This window comes from Bartonella sp. AA16NXGY (genome assembly GCF_042197325.1).
Classification (GTDB): domain Bacteria; phylum Pseudomonadota; class Alphaproteobacteria; order Rhizobiales; family Rhizobiaceae; genus Bartonella.
Genome location: NZ_JBHIRR010000004.1, coordinates 120,251 through 136,667, shown reverse-complemented (window position 1 = coordinate 136,667; position 16,417 = coordinate 120,251). Strand labels below are relative to the sequence as shown.

Genomic DNA, 16,417 nt, shown 5'->3' with positions numbered 1-16,417 from the left:
ATGGCAGCGTATGATATATTTACCATGATAGACAACGGGTTGATCGAGCCCCTCACAAAGGTAATGGATGACACCATTACACATCGCTATTGCGCTTTAGCTGCTCAACTTAAAGAACATTACAGACTATACAATAGATTTATGGCAAGATTATGTCGCTGCCCTAGATTTATCATTACTGGTTATAAAAAACCGATAACACAAGCAGAATTTAAAGATTGTGCTCAAACCTTGTAAAACTGAAAGAAAGAAGGGGAAATATCTATGAATAAAGTTCTCATAACAACATTGCTACTTTGCACAGGGCTCATCACGGCTGGATGTGAAAAAACCTACAGCGTAGCAGAATTTAAAAAAGACGAAAAATTACGTAATGAGTGGACACCTAAATGTATGTGGAAAAAGCCTTCTAAAACAGAATCTCCTCAAAATTGTGAAAACTTAGGAAAAGCACTAGACGAACTTCGTGAAGAATCCTTTCAAAACTATCTAAATAAATATCGTAAAAATGACGATAAGAAAAAAATGAAAGAACAATCTGAAAAGAAAGAGGACAGTAATTAAATCATAAAAATTTGACTCCGTATGGAACACGAACCCCATATGATAAGGAGCGGAGGAAAGACAATGGCAGCGTATGATATATTTACCAAGATAGACAACGGATTGATGGAGCCCCTTACAAGGGTAATGGATAACACCATTGGAAATCTTTCATCGTCTTTATCTACTCCGCTTAAAGCATCTTGTACAATCTACATTATATTTATAGGGTACAATATTATCTATGGGCGTTCTTCCATGCCTTTGTGGGACTTTATAGCAACAATTTTCAAACTTGGCATCATTGTTTCACTCGCCACAAACGCCGCTCTTTATAATGCGTGGGTTAGGGATATATTTTTCAATGATCTGCCGAATGCCATTGCAAATGTCACCCAAGGAGCACACTCGGATAAAAATGTATGGGATAATATGATACAAACTGCTGCTGGACACGTTTTTGATGCAGCAAACAACGAAAATGGATTTACGTTTGTTGTTTACTGGCTTGCTGGCCTTGTCTGCTTAGTAATTTCTGCTTTCTTTTGTGCTATTGGTTTTTTCGTCTCAATATTTGCTAAAATTGGTTTATTTCTCGTTATATCAGTGGGGCCCCTCTTTATAAGCCTTTATATGTTTTCCTCAACAAGAAGGTTTACAGAGGCATGGTTAAATCAAACAGCAAACTTCATCATTTTGCAGGTATTAGTAGTTATAGTTGGTGGTCTATATGTTGATCTTTCAACAACCATCCTTTCAGGTAGTGTTCTAGATATGATAATTTCCTTAGTCCAATTCTTCTCTATTGCCAGTTGCGGCATTTTGATTTTCCTCAAATTACCTGATATAGCATCAGCTTTAGCTTCTGGTGGAGCTTCCCTCACAGGCTCAACAAAATTAGGTGTAGGTGCAGGACAAATTGCTGGAAAAGGAGCTTTCCGTGCCGCTAAAGAAGCTGGTCACCTTGCTAATGTAGGTGGTAAAGCCGCTCTTCATGGTCTACAAAAACTCATCTCGAAAATAAGGGAGCACTAAGTTCAAATGCGGGAATTTAAAAAAATTGGGATTATCTTACCATTTCTCTTTCTCAGTGGCTGTGTGTCTTCACCAAACACACTGAAGTCACTCCCAAAATGTGATGGATATTCTAAACGTCCACTCAACAGATCAATGTGGAATTGGGAAGGGAAAAAACCCACGCCCACGCCCATCATCATCAGTAACAACACCCCTTCACCCCTAAAAGAAGGTAAGCTGGAAATGCTTCTGGCACAAAAATTAACGGATGAAGAAATCAAATCTTACAAAAATTGCGGGCAAAAAGCATGAAAGAAAAAGATATAGAACAATACATTGCTGAAGCACGCTCGTTTGATCAAGATCGCATGCTCGCCTCACGCCGCACCACCCGCGTCTCGCTTGCCATTGCCGGCATCGCCGTTGCGGTTGCAATACTGTCTTCTCTCGCGGTCATCACCCTCACACCCCTTAAAACCGTGGAACCTTTTGTCATCCGCGTCGACAATTCAACCGGCATCACCGAAGTTGTGGAAGCCTTAAAAGAAGGTCCCACCAATGTCGACGAAGCAATCACACGCTACTTTGCTGCAAAATATGTCCGCTCCCGTGAAGGCTTCACCACAGAAGAAACACAACACAACTTCCAAACCGTCTCCCTCCTCTCTTCTTCAGAAGAACAGGAAAGATTTGCCAGCTGGTATGGAGCAAGAAATCCCCAAAGTCCTCAAATTCTCTATAAACACGCCGCTGTTACAATAACAATAAAATCAATCTCCTTTATCAATGACGATGTTGCCCAAGTGCGTTACTACAGAACCATTCACGACAACGACAACAACAAAGAATTCATCACCCACTGGGTTGCAACACTTACCTTTGAATACATCAATGCCCCTATCTCTGTCCAAAACCGTTTGATAAATCCTCTAGGGTTTATTGTTAGTGAATATAGAACCGATCCGGAAGTGGTCAACTGATCATGACAAAAAAAATTCTTTTTCTCATTCTTAACATCGCTATTACCCTTTCTTTAACGCCTAGCCATGCCAGTATTTTTCCCACCCGTGCGCCAAGCGATAGCCGCATTCGCTTTATCAACTATGATGCCTATAATGTCACAAAAATTATTGGCTCCATACGCTCATCGGTACAAATAGAATTTTCTCCCAATGAAGAAATTGCCCATGTAGCAATTGGCAACAGCGTTGCATGGGAAGTCGCCCCCGCTGGCAATATTCTTTTCCTCAAAGCGCGGGAAGTCCAACCCATTACCAATCTCCAAGTCGTCACCACAAAGCTTGATGGCTCAAAGCGCTCCTATCAATTTGAACTCATGGTCAAAGATGGAGAAATTTCCTCTGGACAAGAAACATATTTCCTTGTGAAATTTCGCTACCCACAAGAAGAAGCAGAACAAAGAAGACTCGCAGCCCTTATGCGACAAGAAAAACAACAAGCCCAGCGTATCGATAATGTCTTCAACGCTTCTGAAACCTACGGACCACGCAATTGGGCTTACACCGCTCAAGGCTCTATCACTCTTGAACCCTCCTCCGTTTATGACAATGGCAAAACAACAACATTTACATTTCCAGACAACCAAGAAGTCCCTGCCATTTACATTGTCAGCAATGACGGTACAGAATCGCTGGTTCCCAAAACCACAAGAGGCAACATGGTGATTGTCCATGCTATTAGCGCACGCTTCACCCTAAGACAGGGAAAAAACGTCCTATGCGTCTTTAACGAAGCCTATCAACCAAAAGGCACAAATCCAAATACCGGAACAACCTCACCATCTGTTGAACGTAAAATTGCATCAGATCTTTAAATAAGCGGGAATTGAAGGGGACAACACATGAGTGATAAACCAATCATCGAAGATCGCGGATCTATTGGGGATGGCAAAAACAATAGCGCCAAAACCGCTGGCAAAAAAATAGTTGTCGCAATAGCCTGTATAGGAATCTGCGGCTATGTGCTCTGGAACATCTTATCCTCCCCCACAGAACAAAAAGACACCGCAAAAGCTCATAAAAAACAAGCACAAAACTTTCACAATTCCCTCGCTCCTTTAGAGCTCGCCCCCTCTGACCCGCGTGCAAACATAGCGCCAATAACCTTACCACCCCCACAACCACTCGCACAAGAACCCAAAAAAGATGACCCACTACTTGATGCCGCAAGACGTGCCCCTGTTCTCGCTTTTGCCAAAGGCTCTAAATCTCAATTAAAAGACATCGTCAACACGACTCTCAACCCCTTTGACAAATTCCATGCCCTTGAAAATCTCGCGAATGCGCAAAATTCTCCTGCCCTTCAAGACACACAAAATTTTGCAACCCTTTTAAAGCCTACCAAAACAGAAGAAACAAAAGCAAAAGCAAAACTCATCGGCAATAGAAACTTTATCATCGCCATGGGAACCTCTATTCCCTGTATCTTAGAAACCGCATTAAACAGTGAGCAACCAGGCTTTGCAAGCTGCATCATCAACCGTGATATCCTCTCTGACAATGGGCGCGTTGTTTTGCTTGATAAAGGAACCCAAGTGATTGGCGAATACCGCGGAGGGATAAAACAAGGTCAATCTCGCCTCTTTGTACTCTGGACAAGAGCAAAAACCCCAACCGGTGTCATCATCGACCTTGCCTCACCCGCAACCGACAGTTTAGGCAGAGCCGGTTTTGATGGCAACATCAACACCCATTGGTGGGAACGCTTTGGCTCTTCCCTTTTACTCACCGTTATTGATGGTGCCACAACAGTTTTAACAAATAAAATAGTAGGCAATTCCAATAAAGAAGGTTCAAACAACTCTGGAGGCGGCGGTTTTGAAGGCGCAAACAACACTGGAAAAGAGGCCGCCAGTATTGCTCTTGAAAATCAAATCAACATCCCCCCTACCTTAGAAAAATTTCAAGGCGAACTCGTCAACATTTTCGTAGCAAAAGATCTCGATTTTTCCTCTGTCTATAAACTAGTCGTAAAGAGCAAAAGAAACCGCTCTACTCCCGGCTATTCCTTTTTTCATTAAGCCAATAAAGTCACATTATGCCATCAGCAAAAAATGCAGAACGCGCCTCCATCGTCTTAACAAAATTAAAGATCTTAGATGACTTCCTCAATAATGACAATTTATTTGAAATTGTCATCAATCGCCCTGGCGAAGTAATCGTTGAGGGTCCCAATGGTTGGCAAACCCACATCTTAAAAGAGCTAACCTACAGCGAACTAGAAGGGATTGCAAAAGTTGTTGCTGCCTACACAACACAAAAAATCAGTGTAGAAAACCCCGTTCTCTCCGCAACACTGCCAAACAACGAACGCATACAAATTGTTATGCCTCCAGCAGTTGCAGCCAATACCATTAGCATGACCATTCGTAAACCTTCATCACGCACTTTTTCTCTTGAAAGTTTACATGAAAACAATCTTTTTTCTGTTGCCCAAAACACCAGTTTCACACCCACGCAACAAATGACAGAACGATTATCCGAACTCTCTGACACAGACAAAGAGCTAACAGATCTCTTTATCGCCAAAGACTTTTGCACCTTTTTAGAAAAAGCCGTTATTACACAACAAAATATCTTAATATCGGGCAAAACCGGTTCTGGTAAAACAACCCTCTCCAAAGCTTTGATTGCAAAAATCCCTGACTATGAACGAATTCTCACCATTGAAGACACGCCAGAACTTGTCGTTCCGCACGCCAACAAAGTGCAGCTCTTTTATTCAAAAGATAACCAAGGCTTAGCAAAAGCAGGCGCAAAAGAACTGCTTGAATCTGGCTTACGCATGCGCCCCGACAGAATCCTTCTACAAGAGCTGCGTGATGGTACAGCCTTTTACTATATCCGTAATGTCAATTCTGGTCACCCCGGCTCCATTACCACCGTCCACGCCTCAACAGCCCTTGCAGCCTTTGAACAAATGACCCTTTTAGTCAAAGAAAGTGACGGTGGTGGTAATTTAGCACGCGATGATATCCGCGGCTTATTAATCTCGATGATTGATGTCATCATCCAATGTAAACGCCTCGAAGGAAAATTTCGTGTAACAGAAATCTATTACGACCCTTTCAAACGCCGTGATGCTTTTTAAAAAAACGCTACCCCTCACACCCTTTTTTATAAGCAAAAACTATACCAATAGAGCTTTCTTAAAAACACGATTATAAGCCGCGGATATCATCGCGTGCTAAATTACCACCATAGCTTCAAGTTCAGTGTCAATAATCGAAAACAACAAGTAAAAAGAAGTAAAAATATCATCCCCATTCCCAATCACGAATGCGCCCCACAGGAAAACCAAAACGTGCCGAAAATGATATCTATAACCCTATATTTTTTCTGATTTTTTTTGACATCAATATTTGCAGGAATATCGATACAAAATTTAGTATCCGCTTCACCTTTAGCTTCAGACAAAAGCTTCACAAACACCTTTTAATATACGAGGTCCTGCTTTATGTGCCTTATCCATTATTATTCTTTTCGATATTCATCAAGGCGCAGTATAAAATTTTCTTCAACGCATTCCTCTCTGATTTTGTCAAATTACCTCAAGATGATTGACTGTAAATATCTTCGATCAACACCGGAATATTTTAACCACCAAAAAAGGGTATAACTTTATATCCCCCACTTTTACTCTTATGCTTTTAAACCTAACTTTCCTTGGCTTTCTCTCATACCTTGCATAAGACCACCAGCATCTGAATGAGTAGCAATAAAAGAAACAATATCAAATAATTATTCAGGCGATATGCCTTCTTCTTTCACAGAAGTTCAATAAGCTGCCATTTCAATCACGGTTTGCATACATCATTCAATATACGGAAACACCCATAACGATAACGATAACGATGTAAATTAAAAGCTCATTTGAAGTAAATGATCAGAAATATCAAATATCCAAATGACAAAACAAATCTTACTTATCTTCAGCTATATCTCTTAACCCTTGTCACTTTTCTTAACCCTTATCACTTTTCTCAAAAGTTTTAAGCGTTTTCTCATGAAGAATATACATATCAAACGGCAATCCTCTTTCATCAACAACTTTTGTCAAAGCAATACGGATGAAATCAGACACCGTAAGTCCTAAACTTGCTAATATTTCACCGAATTTTTTTTAACGCCCTATCTATGCAGGCACATACAACGTCTTTTGTCACACCCATATTAAACCTCTTTTGATTACCTCTCTTTTGCCATATGGCTTAATAGGGCTTATACAGCATAAGGCTTTATCCTTGCCCTTACCGTATCATATCTATTGATCTTGCACGCGCTATTGCGTTGATTTTCTCCTGTTGTCTCTGTTGCAAAAACTTAACTGCCATTTGAAACTCTTTTATGCGTTCTTTATTATAAGACTGTTCTTTGGGGATTGCTTTTGATAAATCAAAACCATATTTATGAATGGCATCATGTCCAAAACGTTTATCTAAAACACTTTGTAGCTTTAAAAACTCTTGATTAACCTGCTCTGGTATCTTTGAATAACTATCACAACCAGCTTCAACGTTTTTCATAAAAGTCACTGCTTCTTGTGAAAGTGACGGAACCTCAACTTTCAATCGCTCACGCTCCCGTGTAACACTATCCATATGTGTCTCATAAGAATTCTTATAAAAGGATTGAAGCAGTTTAATAGAAGAAATAGCAAGAGGAACATGATAAAGCGCTTCTTTTCGTTCTTTTCCTGTAGCCTTCAATTTATCGATAAAACGATCTGACCCACGCAGTTCGCCTGCTCTATCAGGTGCCCTATCCAAAATATCAGGAAGTTTATCGCCTTTACCTGCTAAAATCGTTTGCTCAATCCTAAACGCAGCCTCTTGTGGATCTCTATAAATAAATGCTAAACGACTGTTTAACTCCTTAAACATATTAACATAAGATTTTTTATTTCTAAGGGCGCTTAACACCTTCTGTTCTAGATTAGAGTTATCCGTATAAGCAGCAAGGTATGGCTCTCGTTCTGTTGCTTTTGCAACAACATTCAAATCATTTTGTAATTGTTCTAGTTCTTCTTTTTGACGTTTAGCAAAACTTGTCTTTTCTCTATCCCAAGGAGTTTCAATCTTCTCTTTTTGTTGTTCCAAGCACTCTTTATTAAGATCAACGCCAAAAGCAATATTTTTGCCAATACCTTGAGAAACATCATCCCTTTTATTTTCTGTAAACTTGATAAGGTTCTTATAGATGAGTGCAGATAGATATTCTGAATTACCAAAATGTGCTTCAATTGACGCACGTGTCATTTCTTGTCGCTCAATACCCTTCCAGTTGATATGATAACCAGCTTCACGAGCAAGTTGCACCATAAATTCGCGCTGAGTACGCCCATTCCCCTCTCGAAACGGATGCAACGCATTCAACTCGCCCATGTAATATCCAGCCCTTTGGCTAAAGTCATAAGCACCAAGACCACGCAGATACTGTTCTTTTGCAAGCTTTTGCGTAATCTTCGGTGCATAACTTTCAATCTGATTATAACTAGCAAACATACTATTGCCTTTGGCAATATCCACTAAACGAACTTGTCCCGCCCATTCATATATGTCACCAAACAGTCTTCTATGAATCTCTTTCATGTAATTCAGATCAAACTTACCACCAATAGGAGTATGTACAAATTCGAAAGATTTTACATAAGAAATCGTAGATTCTACACGTTGCAGTGTGGCTTTGTCTTTAATACCAAGCCGATTATACATCACACCAGTTTCAGGATCAGTATAAGAATCACCGCTCCCCTTATACTTCTCCACGTTTTACCCTCTCCATATAATCTTTGAGGATATCACTTGTTTCAAGCTCTCCAATAATAACACGCTCCATTTGTGCAACAACCAGCGGATCTGGCTCTAATCCCTCTAAACGTTGGCTTGCCAATGCATTTTCAGCATAGAGGCGACGCAGCTTAAGTTCCTCTTCACTCAACATATTAAAACCCTCATTTGCTTACATTTATTATAGCCAAACAGACTATAGAAACAAGATTTTATTCCTTGTCTTACCCGCGTTACATCTTTTGACCTTGTACGCTCATACGCATGATTTAGCTCTTGTATACGTTTCTGTTGCAAAAACTTAACTGCCATTTGAAACTCTTTTATGCAATCTTGATCATGGGACTGTTGTTAAGGATTTTTTTTTGATAGATCATAATTTGTTTGCATAGCAAGCCAAGCACGTGCTGTGCTTACACCAGACATTTCAAGCCTAATAGCAAGATTAGCACTCATAGCGGCTTTTCCATTTAAAACTCTAGAAAGTGCTACACGAGATATACCAAGCTACTCTGCTGCTTCATTAACGGATAAACCAAGCTCTTTGATCACATCTTCTCGCAATAATTCACCGAGATGTGAAGGATTCTTCATCATTGTTTAGACCTGCTTTTTGATGACAATCCAGATAATCAACCATTTCCACATCTATGCTATCAAAGCGAAATATTACGCAACAATTTCCATTTACAGTAATTGACTAATAATCCTTGAAATCACCCTTTAGCAGATGTAATTAAAAGGATGGATAACTCAAATCTTTTGGCGATACATCTCCTTCAAGAGCACTTAGAATACGCTTTAATTTTTGAGCATGGGCGGTTCTAATCCCTTCAGTCGTACCAGTATTATAGAAGGCTTCAATCCTTTTATGTTTAAATCTTAAAATTGTAAATGAATATAGAGTGTACCCTTCCAAGATACAAAAAATGTTCATTATTTTTACATCACACGGCTTTTTTTACTTTATAAACATTAGAACTGTCGTGAAAAAATTACTCATTCTCATCTCTTTCTCATTATTCTACTAATTATTGGAAAAGTATAAGTTCATAATTAGGAGGAGCTAAACGTAATAGGAGCGTATCATATCTCCAATTGGCAGCGGCACTTAGAAACATCAAGATGATATAACCACAATGACCATTGCTGTTTGATGTTCATGAGGCGCTGCACCCGCTGTATATCGAGTAAAAAGAATGAATAACACTAATAACCCCCTACAAACTCTGTTAAACTAATAACCGGTTTACGAATAAGTAAAAGAAAAAGGGAAATCAAAAAAAGGCATATTTTTCATATTTTACGAACTATAGAGAAATCTATACGCATTGTAGTTATTAGAATTAGACTTTTCCCTTTTTTATTTAATTTGTTCGTAGATAGAGTATCCATTACCGTTATTACATCACTAACAGAGTTAATAATCATACCTTTTGTAATTGCCAAAATCCCGCATTAAAATCAGACCTTTATTCAAAGATGATCTGATAATTTTTTCAAAAAATTCAAGATTCCTCAAGTGCAGTCCCCATGCGTACATCATGATGAATAATAACATCCATCAACTCTGTCACGACAGTGTCCAATACTTCTCGTGCATCGCCTTCAGCCATAAGGCGGATAACCGGCTCCGTTCCAGAAGCGCGGATCACCAGCCGTGCCTCTTTTCCTAACCGCTTCTCTGCTTGATCAATGGCCGCTTTGACGGGATTTTTTTTCAAGACATTTTTATTTTTAATCGTTACATTTTTTAAAATTTGCGGTACAGGTTCAAACCGTTTACACAATTGGCTCATAGGGCTTTGACTTTCCTTCATACAAGCTAAAATCTGCAATGCAGCCACCAAGCCATCACCCGTGGTACCAAAATCACTAAGCACGATATGGCCAGAAGCCTCACCACCAACATTATATCCCTTTTGGCGCATGGCATCGACAACATAACGATCTCCAACTTTTGTCCTTACAAGGTGCAACCCTTTGCTATTCAAGAAACGTTCTAGTCCAAGATTTGACATAATCGTTGTGACAACACCATTACACCGTAATCGTCCCATTTTATGCCAATTTTCAGCAATTACAGCAATTAACTGATCTCCATCAACCGTTTGTGCTTTTTCATCAACAATGAGAACACGATCTCCATCTCCATCAAGAGCAATCCCCACATCAGCACGCACTTCATGCACTTTTCGTTTTAAAGAGCTTAAATCGGTTGATCCACATTTTTGATTAATATTGGTCCCATTGGGTTCATCATGAATAGCAAAAACCTCAGCCCCCAATTCCCATAAAGCACGGGGAGCCGCTTTATAAGCAGCCCCATTGGCACAATCCACAACAATACGCACAGTATCTAAGCGAACATCACGCGGCAAAGTTCGTTTGGCATATTCAATATAACGATAAATATCCCCCTCAACCCGTTTTGCATAACCAATTTCGGCAGAACTTGCTAAAGATTTTGAAAGATCTGTATCGATCAATTGTTCAATTTTGGCTTCCATATCATCTGAAAGTTTAAAACCATCAGGACCAAAAAGTTTAATTCCATTATCATAGAACGGATTATGAGAAGCAGAAATCATCACCCCAAGATCCGCTCGCAAAGAGCGGCAAAGCATTGCAACAGCAGGGGTTGGCACTGGACCCAATAAAAAAGCTTCCATCCCCGCAGCAGTCAATCCTGAAACCAAAGCGTTTTCCAACATATAACCAGATAATCGTGTATCCTTGCCAATCACCACACGATGAGATTGATGTTGTGAGCGAAATAAAACCCCTACAGCCATCCCCACCTTCATGGCAAAATCGGGTGTCATAGGAAATGAATTGGCTTTCCCCCGAATTCCATCTGTACCAAAATATTTTTGCACCATGCCTCTTTCCTTTAATATATAATTCTTCCCTTGGCTTTTCCTTAAACCCCTAACAAGCCCCCTTGGTACAATAGTCCCCCCGCTCCCCGTATAAAATCAGATCATTGATCTAAACCTTCATGCATTTAAACAATCAAGCCCCCTATTCACCATCTACACATCTAAACCACTCTCAAGCAATTATGTTTACACCCTTCCACATAAAAGCAATATTATCTCCTCAAAATGCTCTATACACCCCTTTAATACAACCAACGGATAATCTCACACACTTGCTAAATCCGTAAAGAAACCCAGCACCAAACCTCATACCCTACAAAATCAGCAAGGAAATCTATCGCCTAACCTCACAACCCTACCACATTAGAAAAGCAACAGTCCACCTCGCCTTGTAGCATGCTAAAGCCGTCATAATACAACGGCTTTGCTTAATTTTTTGCTTCCATATTTTTGCAAATATTACAAGAAAGGCGCAAACAAAACTTGCGCCTTTCTCAAAAAAATTAGAAGTTTTCCTAAAACATCGTCACTCAAGCGATATTAAATAATTCTTATTTTTCTTTATCATGTCCCGCAGTATTGGACTTCTTTTCAGCATTACTTTTAGAGCGGTTGACTGATTTTGTGGTGCCTTTTGTGCTTTGCGCTTTTTTCTCAGTCTCATCCGATTGCACTTCTTTAGACTGAGCCTCCTTAGGCTCAACATTACCGGATTTTGCTGTTTTTTTCCCAACAGCTGCCTCTGCTTTGCCTACCTCGCCTTTATCTGTCTCTGCTTTATGAAGCACTGTTTTAGGGGCTGCTTCAGCGCTTTTTTCATCTACCACTGTTGTCTCTGTCTTCATTTTTCCAGTTTTTGGAACAGAAGACCCCCGTGGCGCAGCACCCTCATCTTTCTGTGTGCGTGAAGGAGGCTTTCCTGCAATAACTTCGTTAATTTCAGCTCCCGTTAAAGTCTCATATTCCAACAAACCTTGTGCCAAAGCAAACCATTCTTTTCTTTTTGTTTTCAAAATGTTTGTCGCATTTTTATAGGCATCATCAATAAGCTTACGCACTTCCATATCAATCATGCGCGCTGTTTCTTCAGAGACATTTTGTGTTCGCGCAACAGAATGACCCAAAAAGACTTCATCTTGGTTATCGCCATAAGCTACATTTCCAAGCAGATCAGAAAATCCCCACCGTGTGATCATCGCGCGAGCTAATTTCGTTGCTTGTTCAATATCAGAAGAAGCACCAGATGTGATATTTTCCTTTCCAAACTTTAATTCTTCAGCCACACGTCCACCCATCATAATGGCCAGACGAGAAATCATCCACCGATAACTCATAGAATAGCGATCGCCTTCAGGCAATTGCATCACCATTCCCAATGCTCTTCCCCTTGGAACGATTGTTGCTTTGTGGACAGGATCAGCAACCGGCACATTAAGAGCCACAATAGCATGTCCTGCTTCATGATAGGCAGTGAGTTCTTTTTCCTCTTGTGTCATAGCGGTTGAACGACGTTCCGCCCCCATCATCACCTTATCTTTGGCATCTTCGAATTCTTGCATCGTGACAACTCTTTTATTACGGCTTGCAGCCATAAGAGCAGCTTCATTGACCAGATTCATCAGGTCCGCACCGGAAAATCCTGGTGTTCCCCTTGCCAAAATTTTCAAATCAACGTTAGGCGCTAAAGGCACGTTGCGCACATGCACTTTCAAGATTTGTTCACGCCCAGAAACATCAGGGTTTGGCACAACAACTTGTCGGTCGAAGCGCCCTGGTCTTAACAAAGCGGGATCAAGCACATCGGGACGGTTTGTTGCAGCAATAAGAATAATACTTTCATTGGGCTCAAACCCATCCATTTCGACAAGCAACTGGTTTAAGGTCTGTTCACGTTCATCGTTTCCACCGCCAAGACCAGCCCCCCGATGGCGCCCAACAGCATCGATTTCATCAATAAAGATAATACAAGGTGCATTTTTTTTAGCCTGTTCGAACATATCGCGCACACGGCTTGCCCCAACACCAACAAACATTTCAACAAAATCAGACCCTGAAATGGTAAAGAATGGCACATTGGCTTCACCGGCCACAGAACGTGCTAGCAAAGTTTTACCGGTTCCTGGAGGACCAACAAGCAAAACACCGCGTGGGATACGCCCCCCTAAGCGTTGAAATTTTTGTGGTTCGCGTAAAAATTCAACAATTTCTTGAAGATCTTGCTTTGCTTCTTCAACGCCAGCAACATCTTTAAAGGTAATACGTCCTTGCGCTTCATTAAGCAATCTTGCTTTCGATTTCCCAAATCCCATTGCACCGCGTGATCCATTTTGCATTTGCCGCATAAAAAAGACCCACGCCCCCACGATAATAATAACAGGTAACAAGGAAAAGAGGAGATTGAGGAAAATGCTATTTCCAGAGCTTTCAGGAATAGCTTTAACATTGACGTTTTTACTTTCCAATTTTTGTATCAAACCTGGATCGCGAGGAGCATAGGTTGAAATAGCTCTATGTTCAATGGTTTTTCCTGTTAATTTTTGACCTTGAATGGTCACAGATTTCAACTCATTATTCTCAACTTTTTGCAAAAATTCAGAATAGGAGACTTCTCCACCACCAGAACGTTGGCTATCTCCATTAAAGAGAGAAAACGACACAATCAAAATCAATGCAATAACTCCCCAAATAAGGAGAGAGCGGTAATTGGAATTCATATTCAGCCCACTTAATCAAATATAGATTTCAAACAGTTCCCCTTAACATATAACCTTGTCAGCCCCTTGCCAAGGGATGAGAAGCTGTTTATTTTCTTTTAGAGTAATTTTCCTTTATCTTTTCACCTCAATATTAAAAAAAGGTTCCACAACATTCACCAAGGCTGCATCTTCTCGTGAGGAAAGCCAATCGAAAGGTGCCATAATCCGCTTGACGATAACATGTTTATGAACAACTGCTTGAGAAATCAACTCTGGAATATCATACCCTTTATGATTTGAGATCATCAGCAGCGATTGTAAAGAGGGAAAATGAGGCTTTTCAAGCTCAAAATCGCTATTTTTTAATAAAAATTTCAGCTGTTCTAAATTTGCGGCTCCAACCTTTATAGCCTCATATCCATGATTTGTGATATGATAGCGCCCATCCCATATAAAAGTTTTATCTGGCTCAACAATAGCCTCTTTCATATTTCGCCCTTCACGCCACAAAGAAATTCCCTGCTTGTTATATTCAATAACAGAGCCCGCATAAGTAAAACGCCGCTTTTCTGGAGAATCAAGACAGAGTTTTTGAACAAGCATGCTTAATTTCTGATTGGGGAGCAAATAAAATCCCCCTCCCATCAGCACAGCAAAGAGCCCCACCACGAAAGGAAAACTGGAATGTTTCTGTAAAAACAGCGCAGGCTTTTCTATGAAACAACGCCCATGTTGGACAGTAATATCCAGCGCTAAGATCAAATCAGCAATATTTTTAGCTTGTTGACGACGCTGCAATGCGGCTTCATTTATTTTTTGAGCAATATAAGCCAATTTTTGTGGAGAAAGAGATTGACGCACGCGCACACGTTCAAAATTGCGATCTTCATTGGTTGGATCATCAATCCATGTTTGTCCTTGTAAGCGTAAATAATTCCGTAATGTTTGGCGTTTTACACCAAGGAGTGGCCGAATCAAACGCACTTTTCTATGCAACAGCGCCTCACGCGGAATACAGGATAAACCACGCTCATAGAGGGGACCATAGTTTTTTTCGGCAATATTTTTTTTTGTTTTTCTGGTATGATCCTCATCACGTATACCCTCGGCTTCACCGCGCAAAGCACCAGCAAAACCACTGGCATAAACCTCATCGCACATGGCAACAGCTTCACTATATAAAGCACCTCTATTCTTTTGGAGACGTTGATACCGCATTTGATAGGTCTCAACCTGATCATTGAGTGTATGCCCCGTCATAATAAGTGATGCGCCTTGTTTTTGTGCTTCTTTAACCAAGAGATCATAGCGTGCAACACGCGCGCTGGAAGCAATATGCGTCTTTGGCTTTTCGCCTTCCCATCGCACAGTGATATGTTGAATATCATGGACACGACAAATTTTCGCAACAGTTTCTGCTTCACGCATCGATTCTTTACGCAATTGATGATCAACCGTGACAACAATCATTTCTGGAGGAAATACGAGTGTTTCCAAATGCTCTTTGACCAAAAACATCAAAGCCAAAGAATCACTTCCCCCTGAGACGGCAAGAATCAACTTCTGACATTGAATAAAATCCGATGTTTTAAAGAGATTTCTTGCCAGTCTAACGCACACCGAAAACGACCTCGCTGTTTATTTTGCAGGTTTACAAAAAACAGATGCTAATGTTTGTTGACGTTTTGATTTTTTCACAAAATGAGCACAATCGTCTTTATTTGGCTCAAGAGCGACCATACTTCTTGCTAATTTCAGTAAAATCTCGGAGGTATAGAGCTTCTTTTTATCTGCATACCATGCGGTAAGATAAACTTGTGCTGCTTCATGATAGCGTTTTTGCCCCAACAAAGATTCGGCCAACCAAAATAAAGCATCATCACTCAAAGAATCTTTTTTGTAACGATTTTGAAAAGCGCAAAAGCTTTTTTCAGCATCAACATAGTTAGCAGAACGAATAAAATCATACCCTTCCTTATACAAAGCTTTAGAAGAAGAAAGATTGTCACTCTGATGTGCTTCAATTGGAGCACTTACTTCATGCGCTTTGTTAAAAGGTTGACTGTTTTCATGGTCATGGCTCTCCACCTTAGCTTCCACAGCAGCAACCTTTGTCTGGTCACCTGTACTATGGTCCTGCTCCATCTCTTCCTTTACAGTCTGAGATTTTTCATCTACAGCAGACTTTTCAAAAGAACAAGAATAAACAGAAGAGACTTCTGTATCAAAAAGCTCGTGAAACTGCTTGTTAACATTTTTTAAACTGTTATGCTCAAGCACCATTCGTATCTTATGCAAAAGCTTATCTAAATCATAATCTTTAAATAAAGCCTGTTGATTCTCTAAAATAATCCCTTGGTGCTCCGCAACACTAGTAGCTTTTTCCACCACATCAGATGCTGCTTTATCAGCTGCTTCAGGTGCTTTCTTCACTGCATCAGTTGCCTTATCAACAGCGTCAGTGGCTTTTT

15 protein-coding genes and 1 pseudogene are annotated in these 16,417 nt (G+C 40.3%); 8 read left to right on the top strand and 8 right to left on the bottom strand.

Features of this window, described 5'->3' with window-relative positions:
* The 8 genes from ACFINK_RS03880 to virB11 all read left to right on the top strand — a co-directional run bounded on the left by ACFINK_RS03880 (nucleotide 1) and on the right by virB11 (nucleotide 5,670).
* The gene (locus ACFINK_RS03880) at nucleotides 1-237 is read left to right on the top strand and encodes a hypothetical protein (RefSeq protein WP_375638289.1); all 237 of its coding nucleotides are present in this window, start codon (nucleotides 1-3) and stop codon (nucleotides 235-237) included.
* A 27-nt stretch (nucleotides 238-264) separates the two neighbouring features.
* A complete protein-coding gene (locus tag ACFINK_RS03875; RefSeq protein ID WP_375635551.1) occupies nucleotides 265-564 on the top strand; it encodes an EexN family lipoprotein in 300 nt (99 codons plus the stop codon).
* 63 nt (nucleotides 565-627) lie between these two features.
* Complete coding sequence (locus ACFINK_RS03870; protein WP_375638288.1) at nucleotides 628-1,578, top strand: TrbL/VirB6 family protein; 951 nt, start codon at nucleotides 628-630, stop codon at nucleotides 1,576-1,578.
* A gap of 6 nt (nucleotides 1,579-1,584) precedes the next feature.
* A complete protein-coding gene (locus ACFINK_RS03865) occupies nucleotides 1,585-1,872 on the top strand; it encodes a type IV secretion protein VblB7 (RefSeq protein WP_375632018.1) in 288 nt (95 codons plus the stop codon).
* Nucleotides 1,869-2,540: a VirB8 family type IV secretion system protein gene (locus ACFINK_RS03860; protein ID WP_375613221.1), complete on the top strand. Its 672-nt coding sequence runs from the start codon at nucleotides 1,869-1,871 to the stop codon at nucleotides 2,538-2,540. Before ACFINK_RS03865 ends, ACFINK_RS03860 begins: the two co-directional genes overlap by 4 nt.
* A gap of 2 nt (nucleotides 2,541-2,542) precedes the next feature.
* Nucleotides 2,543-3,394, top strand: a complete 852-nt coding sequence (gene virB9 / locus ACFINK_RS03855; protein ID WP_375638287.1) for a P-type conjugative transfer protein VirB9 — start codon at nucleotides 2,543-2,545, stop codon at nucleotides 3,392-3,394.
* Between the two features lie 27 nt (nucleotides 3,395-3,421).
* A complete protein-coding gene (gene virB10 / locus ACFINK_RS03850; RefSeq protein WP_375638286.1) occupies nucleotides 3,422-4,600 on the top strand; it encodes a type IV secretion system protein VirB10 in 1,179 nt (392 codons plus the stop codon).
* Nucleotides 4,601-4,617: 17 nt separating this feature from the next.
* Nucleotides 4,618-5,670, top strand: a complete 1,053-nt coding sequence (virB11, locus tag ACFINK_RS03845; protein WP_375638285.1) for a P-type DNA transfer ATPase VirB11 — start codon at nucleotides 4,618-4,620, stop codon at nucleotides 5,668-5,670.
* Between the two features lie 873 nt (nucleotides 5,671-6,543).
* On the opposite strand, the gene ACFINK_RS03840 is transcribed toward virB11, so the two are convergent.
* The 8 genes and pseudogenes from ACFINK_RS03840 to ACFINK_RS03805 all read right to left on the bottom strand — a co-directional run.
* Nucleotides 6,544-6,663, bottom strand: coding sequence for a type II toxin-antitoxin system RelB/DinJ family antitoxin (locus ACFINK_RS03840; RefSeq protein WP_375638284.1), 120 nt, complete (start codon nucleotides 6,661-6,663; stop codon nucleotides 6,544-6,546).
* Between the two features lie 166 nt (nucleotides 6,664-6,829).
* A complete protein-coding gene (gene vbhT, locus ACFINK_RS03835) occupies nucleotides 6,830-8,347 on the bottom strand; it encodes a type II toxin-antitoxin system protein adenylyltransferase VbhT (protein WP_375638283.1) in 1,518 nt (505 codons plus the stop codon).
* Nucleotides 8,334-8,522, bottom strand: a complete 189-nt coding sequence (locus ACFINK_RS03830) for an antitoxin VbhA family protein (protein WP_375638282.1) — start codon at nucleotides 8,520-8,522, stop codon at nucleotides 8,334-8,336. The genes vbhT and ACFINK_RS03830 overlap by 14 nt, the downstream gene beginning before the upstream one ends.
* Before the next feature lie 197 nt (nucleotides 8,523-8,719).
* A pseudogene (locus tag ACFINK_RS03825) lies at nucleotides 8,720-8,965 on the bottom strand (HigA family addiction module antitoxin).
* Between the two features lie 911 nt (nucleotides 8,966-9,876).
* The gene (glmM, locus tag ACFINK_RS03820) at nucleotides 9,877-11,250 is read right to left on the bottom strand and encodes a phosphoglucosamine mutase (protein WP_375613213.1); all 1,374 of its coding nucleotides are present in this window, start codon (nucleotides 11,248-11,250) and stop codon (nucleotides 9,877-9,879) included.
* Nucleotides 11,251-11,801: 551 nt separating this feature from the next.
* Nucleotides 11,802-13,964 (bottom strand): ATP-dependent zinc metalloprotease FtsH, encoded by a 2,163-nt coding sequence (gene ftsH, locus ACFINK_RS03815; protein ID WP_375638281.1) that lies wholly within the window; start codon nucleotides 13,962-13,964, stop codon nucleotides 11,802-11,804.
* A gap of 114 nt (nucleotides 13,965-14,078) precedes the next feature.
* Nucleotides 14,079-15,566, bottom strand: coding sequence for a tRNA lysidine(34) synthetase TilS (gene tilS / locus ACFINK_RS03810; protein ID WP_375638280.1), 1,488 nt, complete (start codon nucleotides 15,564-15,566; stop codon nucleotides 14,079-14,081).
* A gap of 18 nt (nucleotides 15,567-15,584) precedes the next feature.
* Nucleotides 15,585-16,417, bottom strand: an 833-nt coding sequence (locus ACFINK_RS03805; protein ID WP_522729907.1) for a tol-pal system YbgF family protein, incomplete at its 5' end; no start/stop codon positions are given.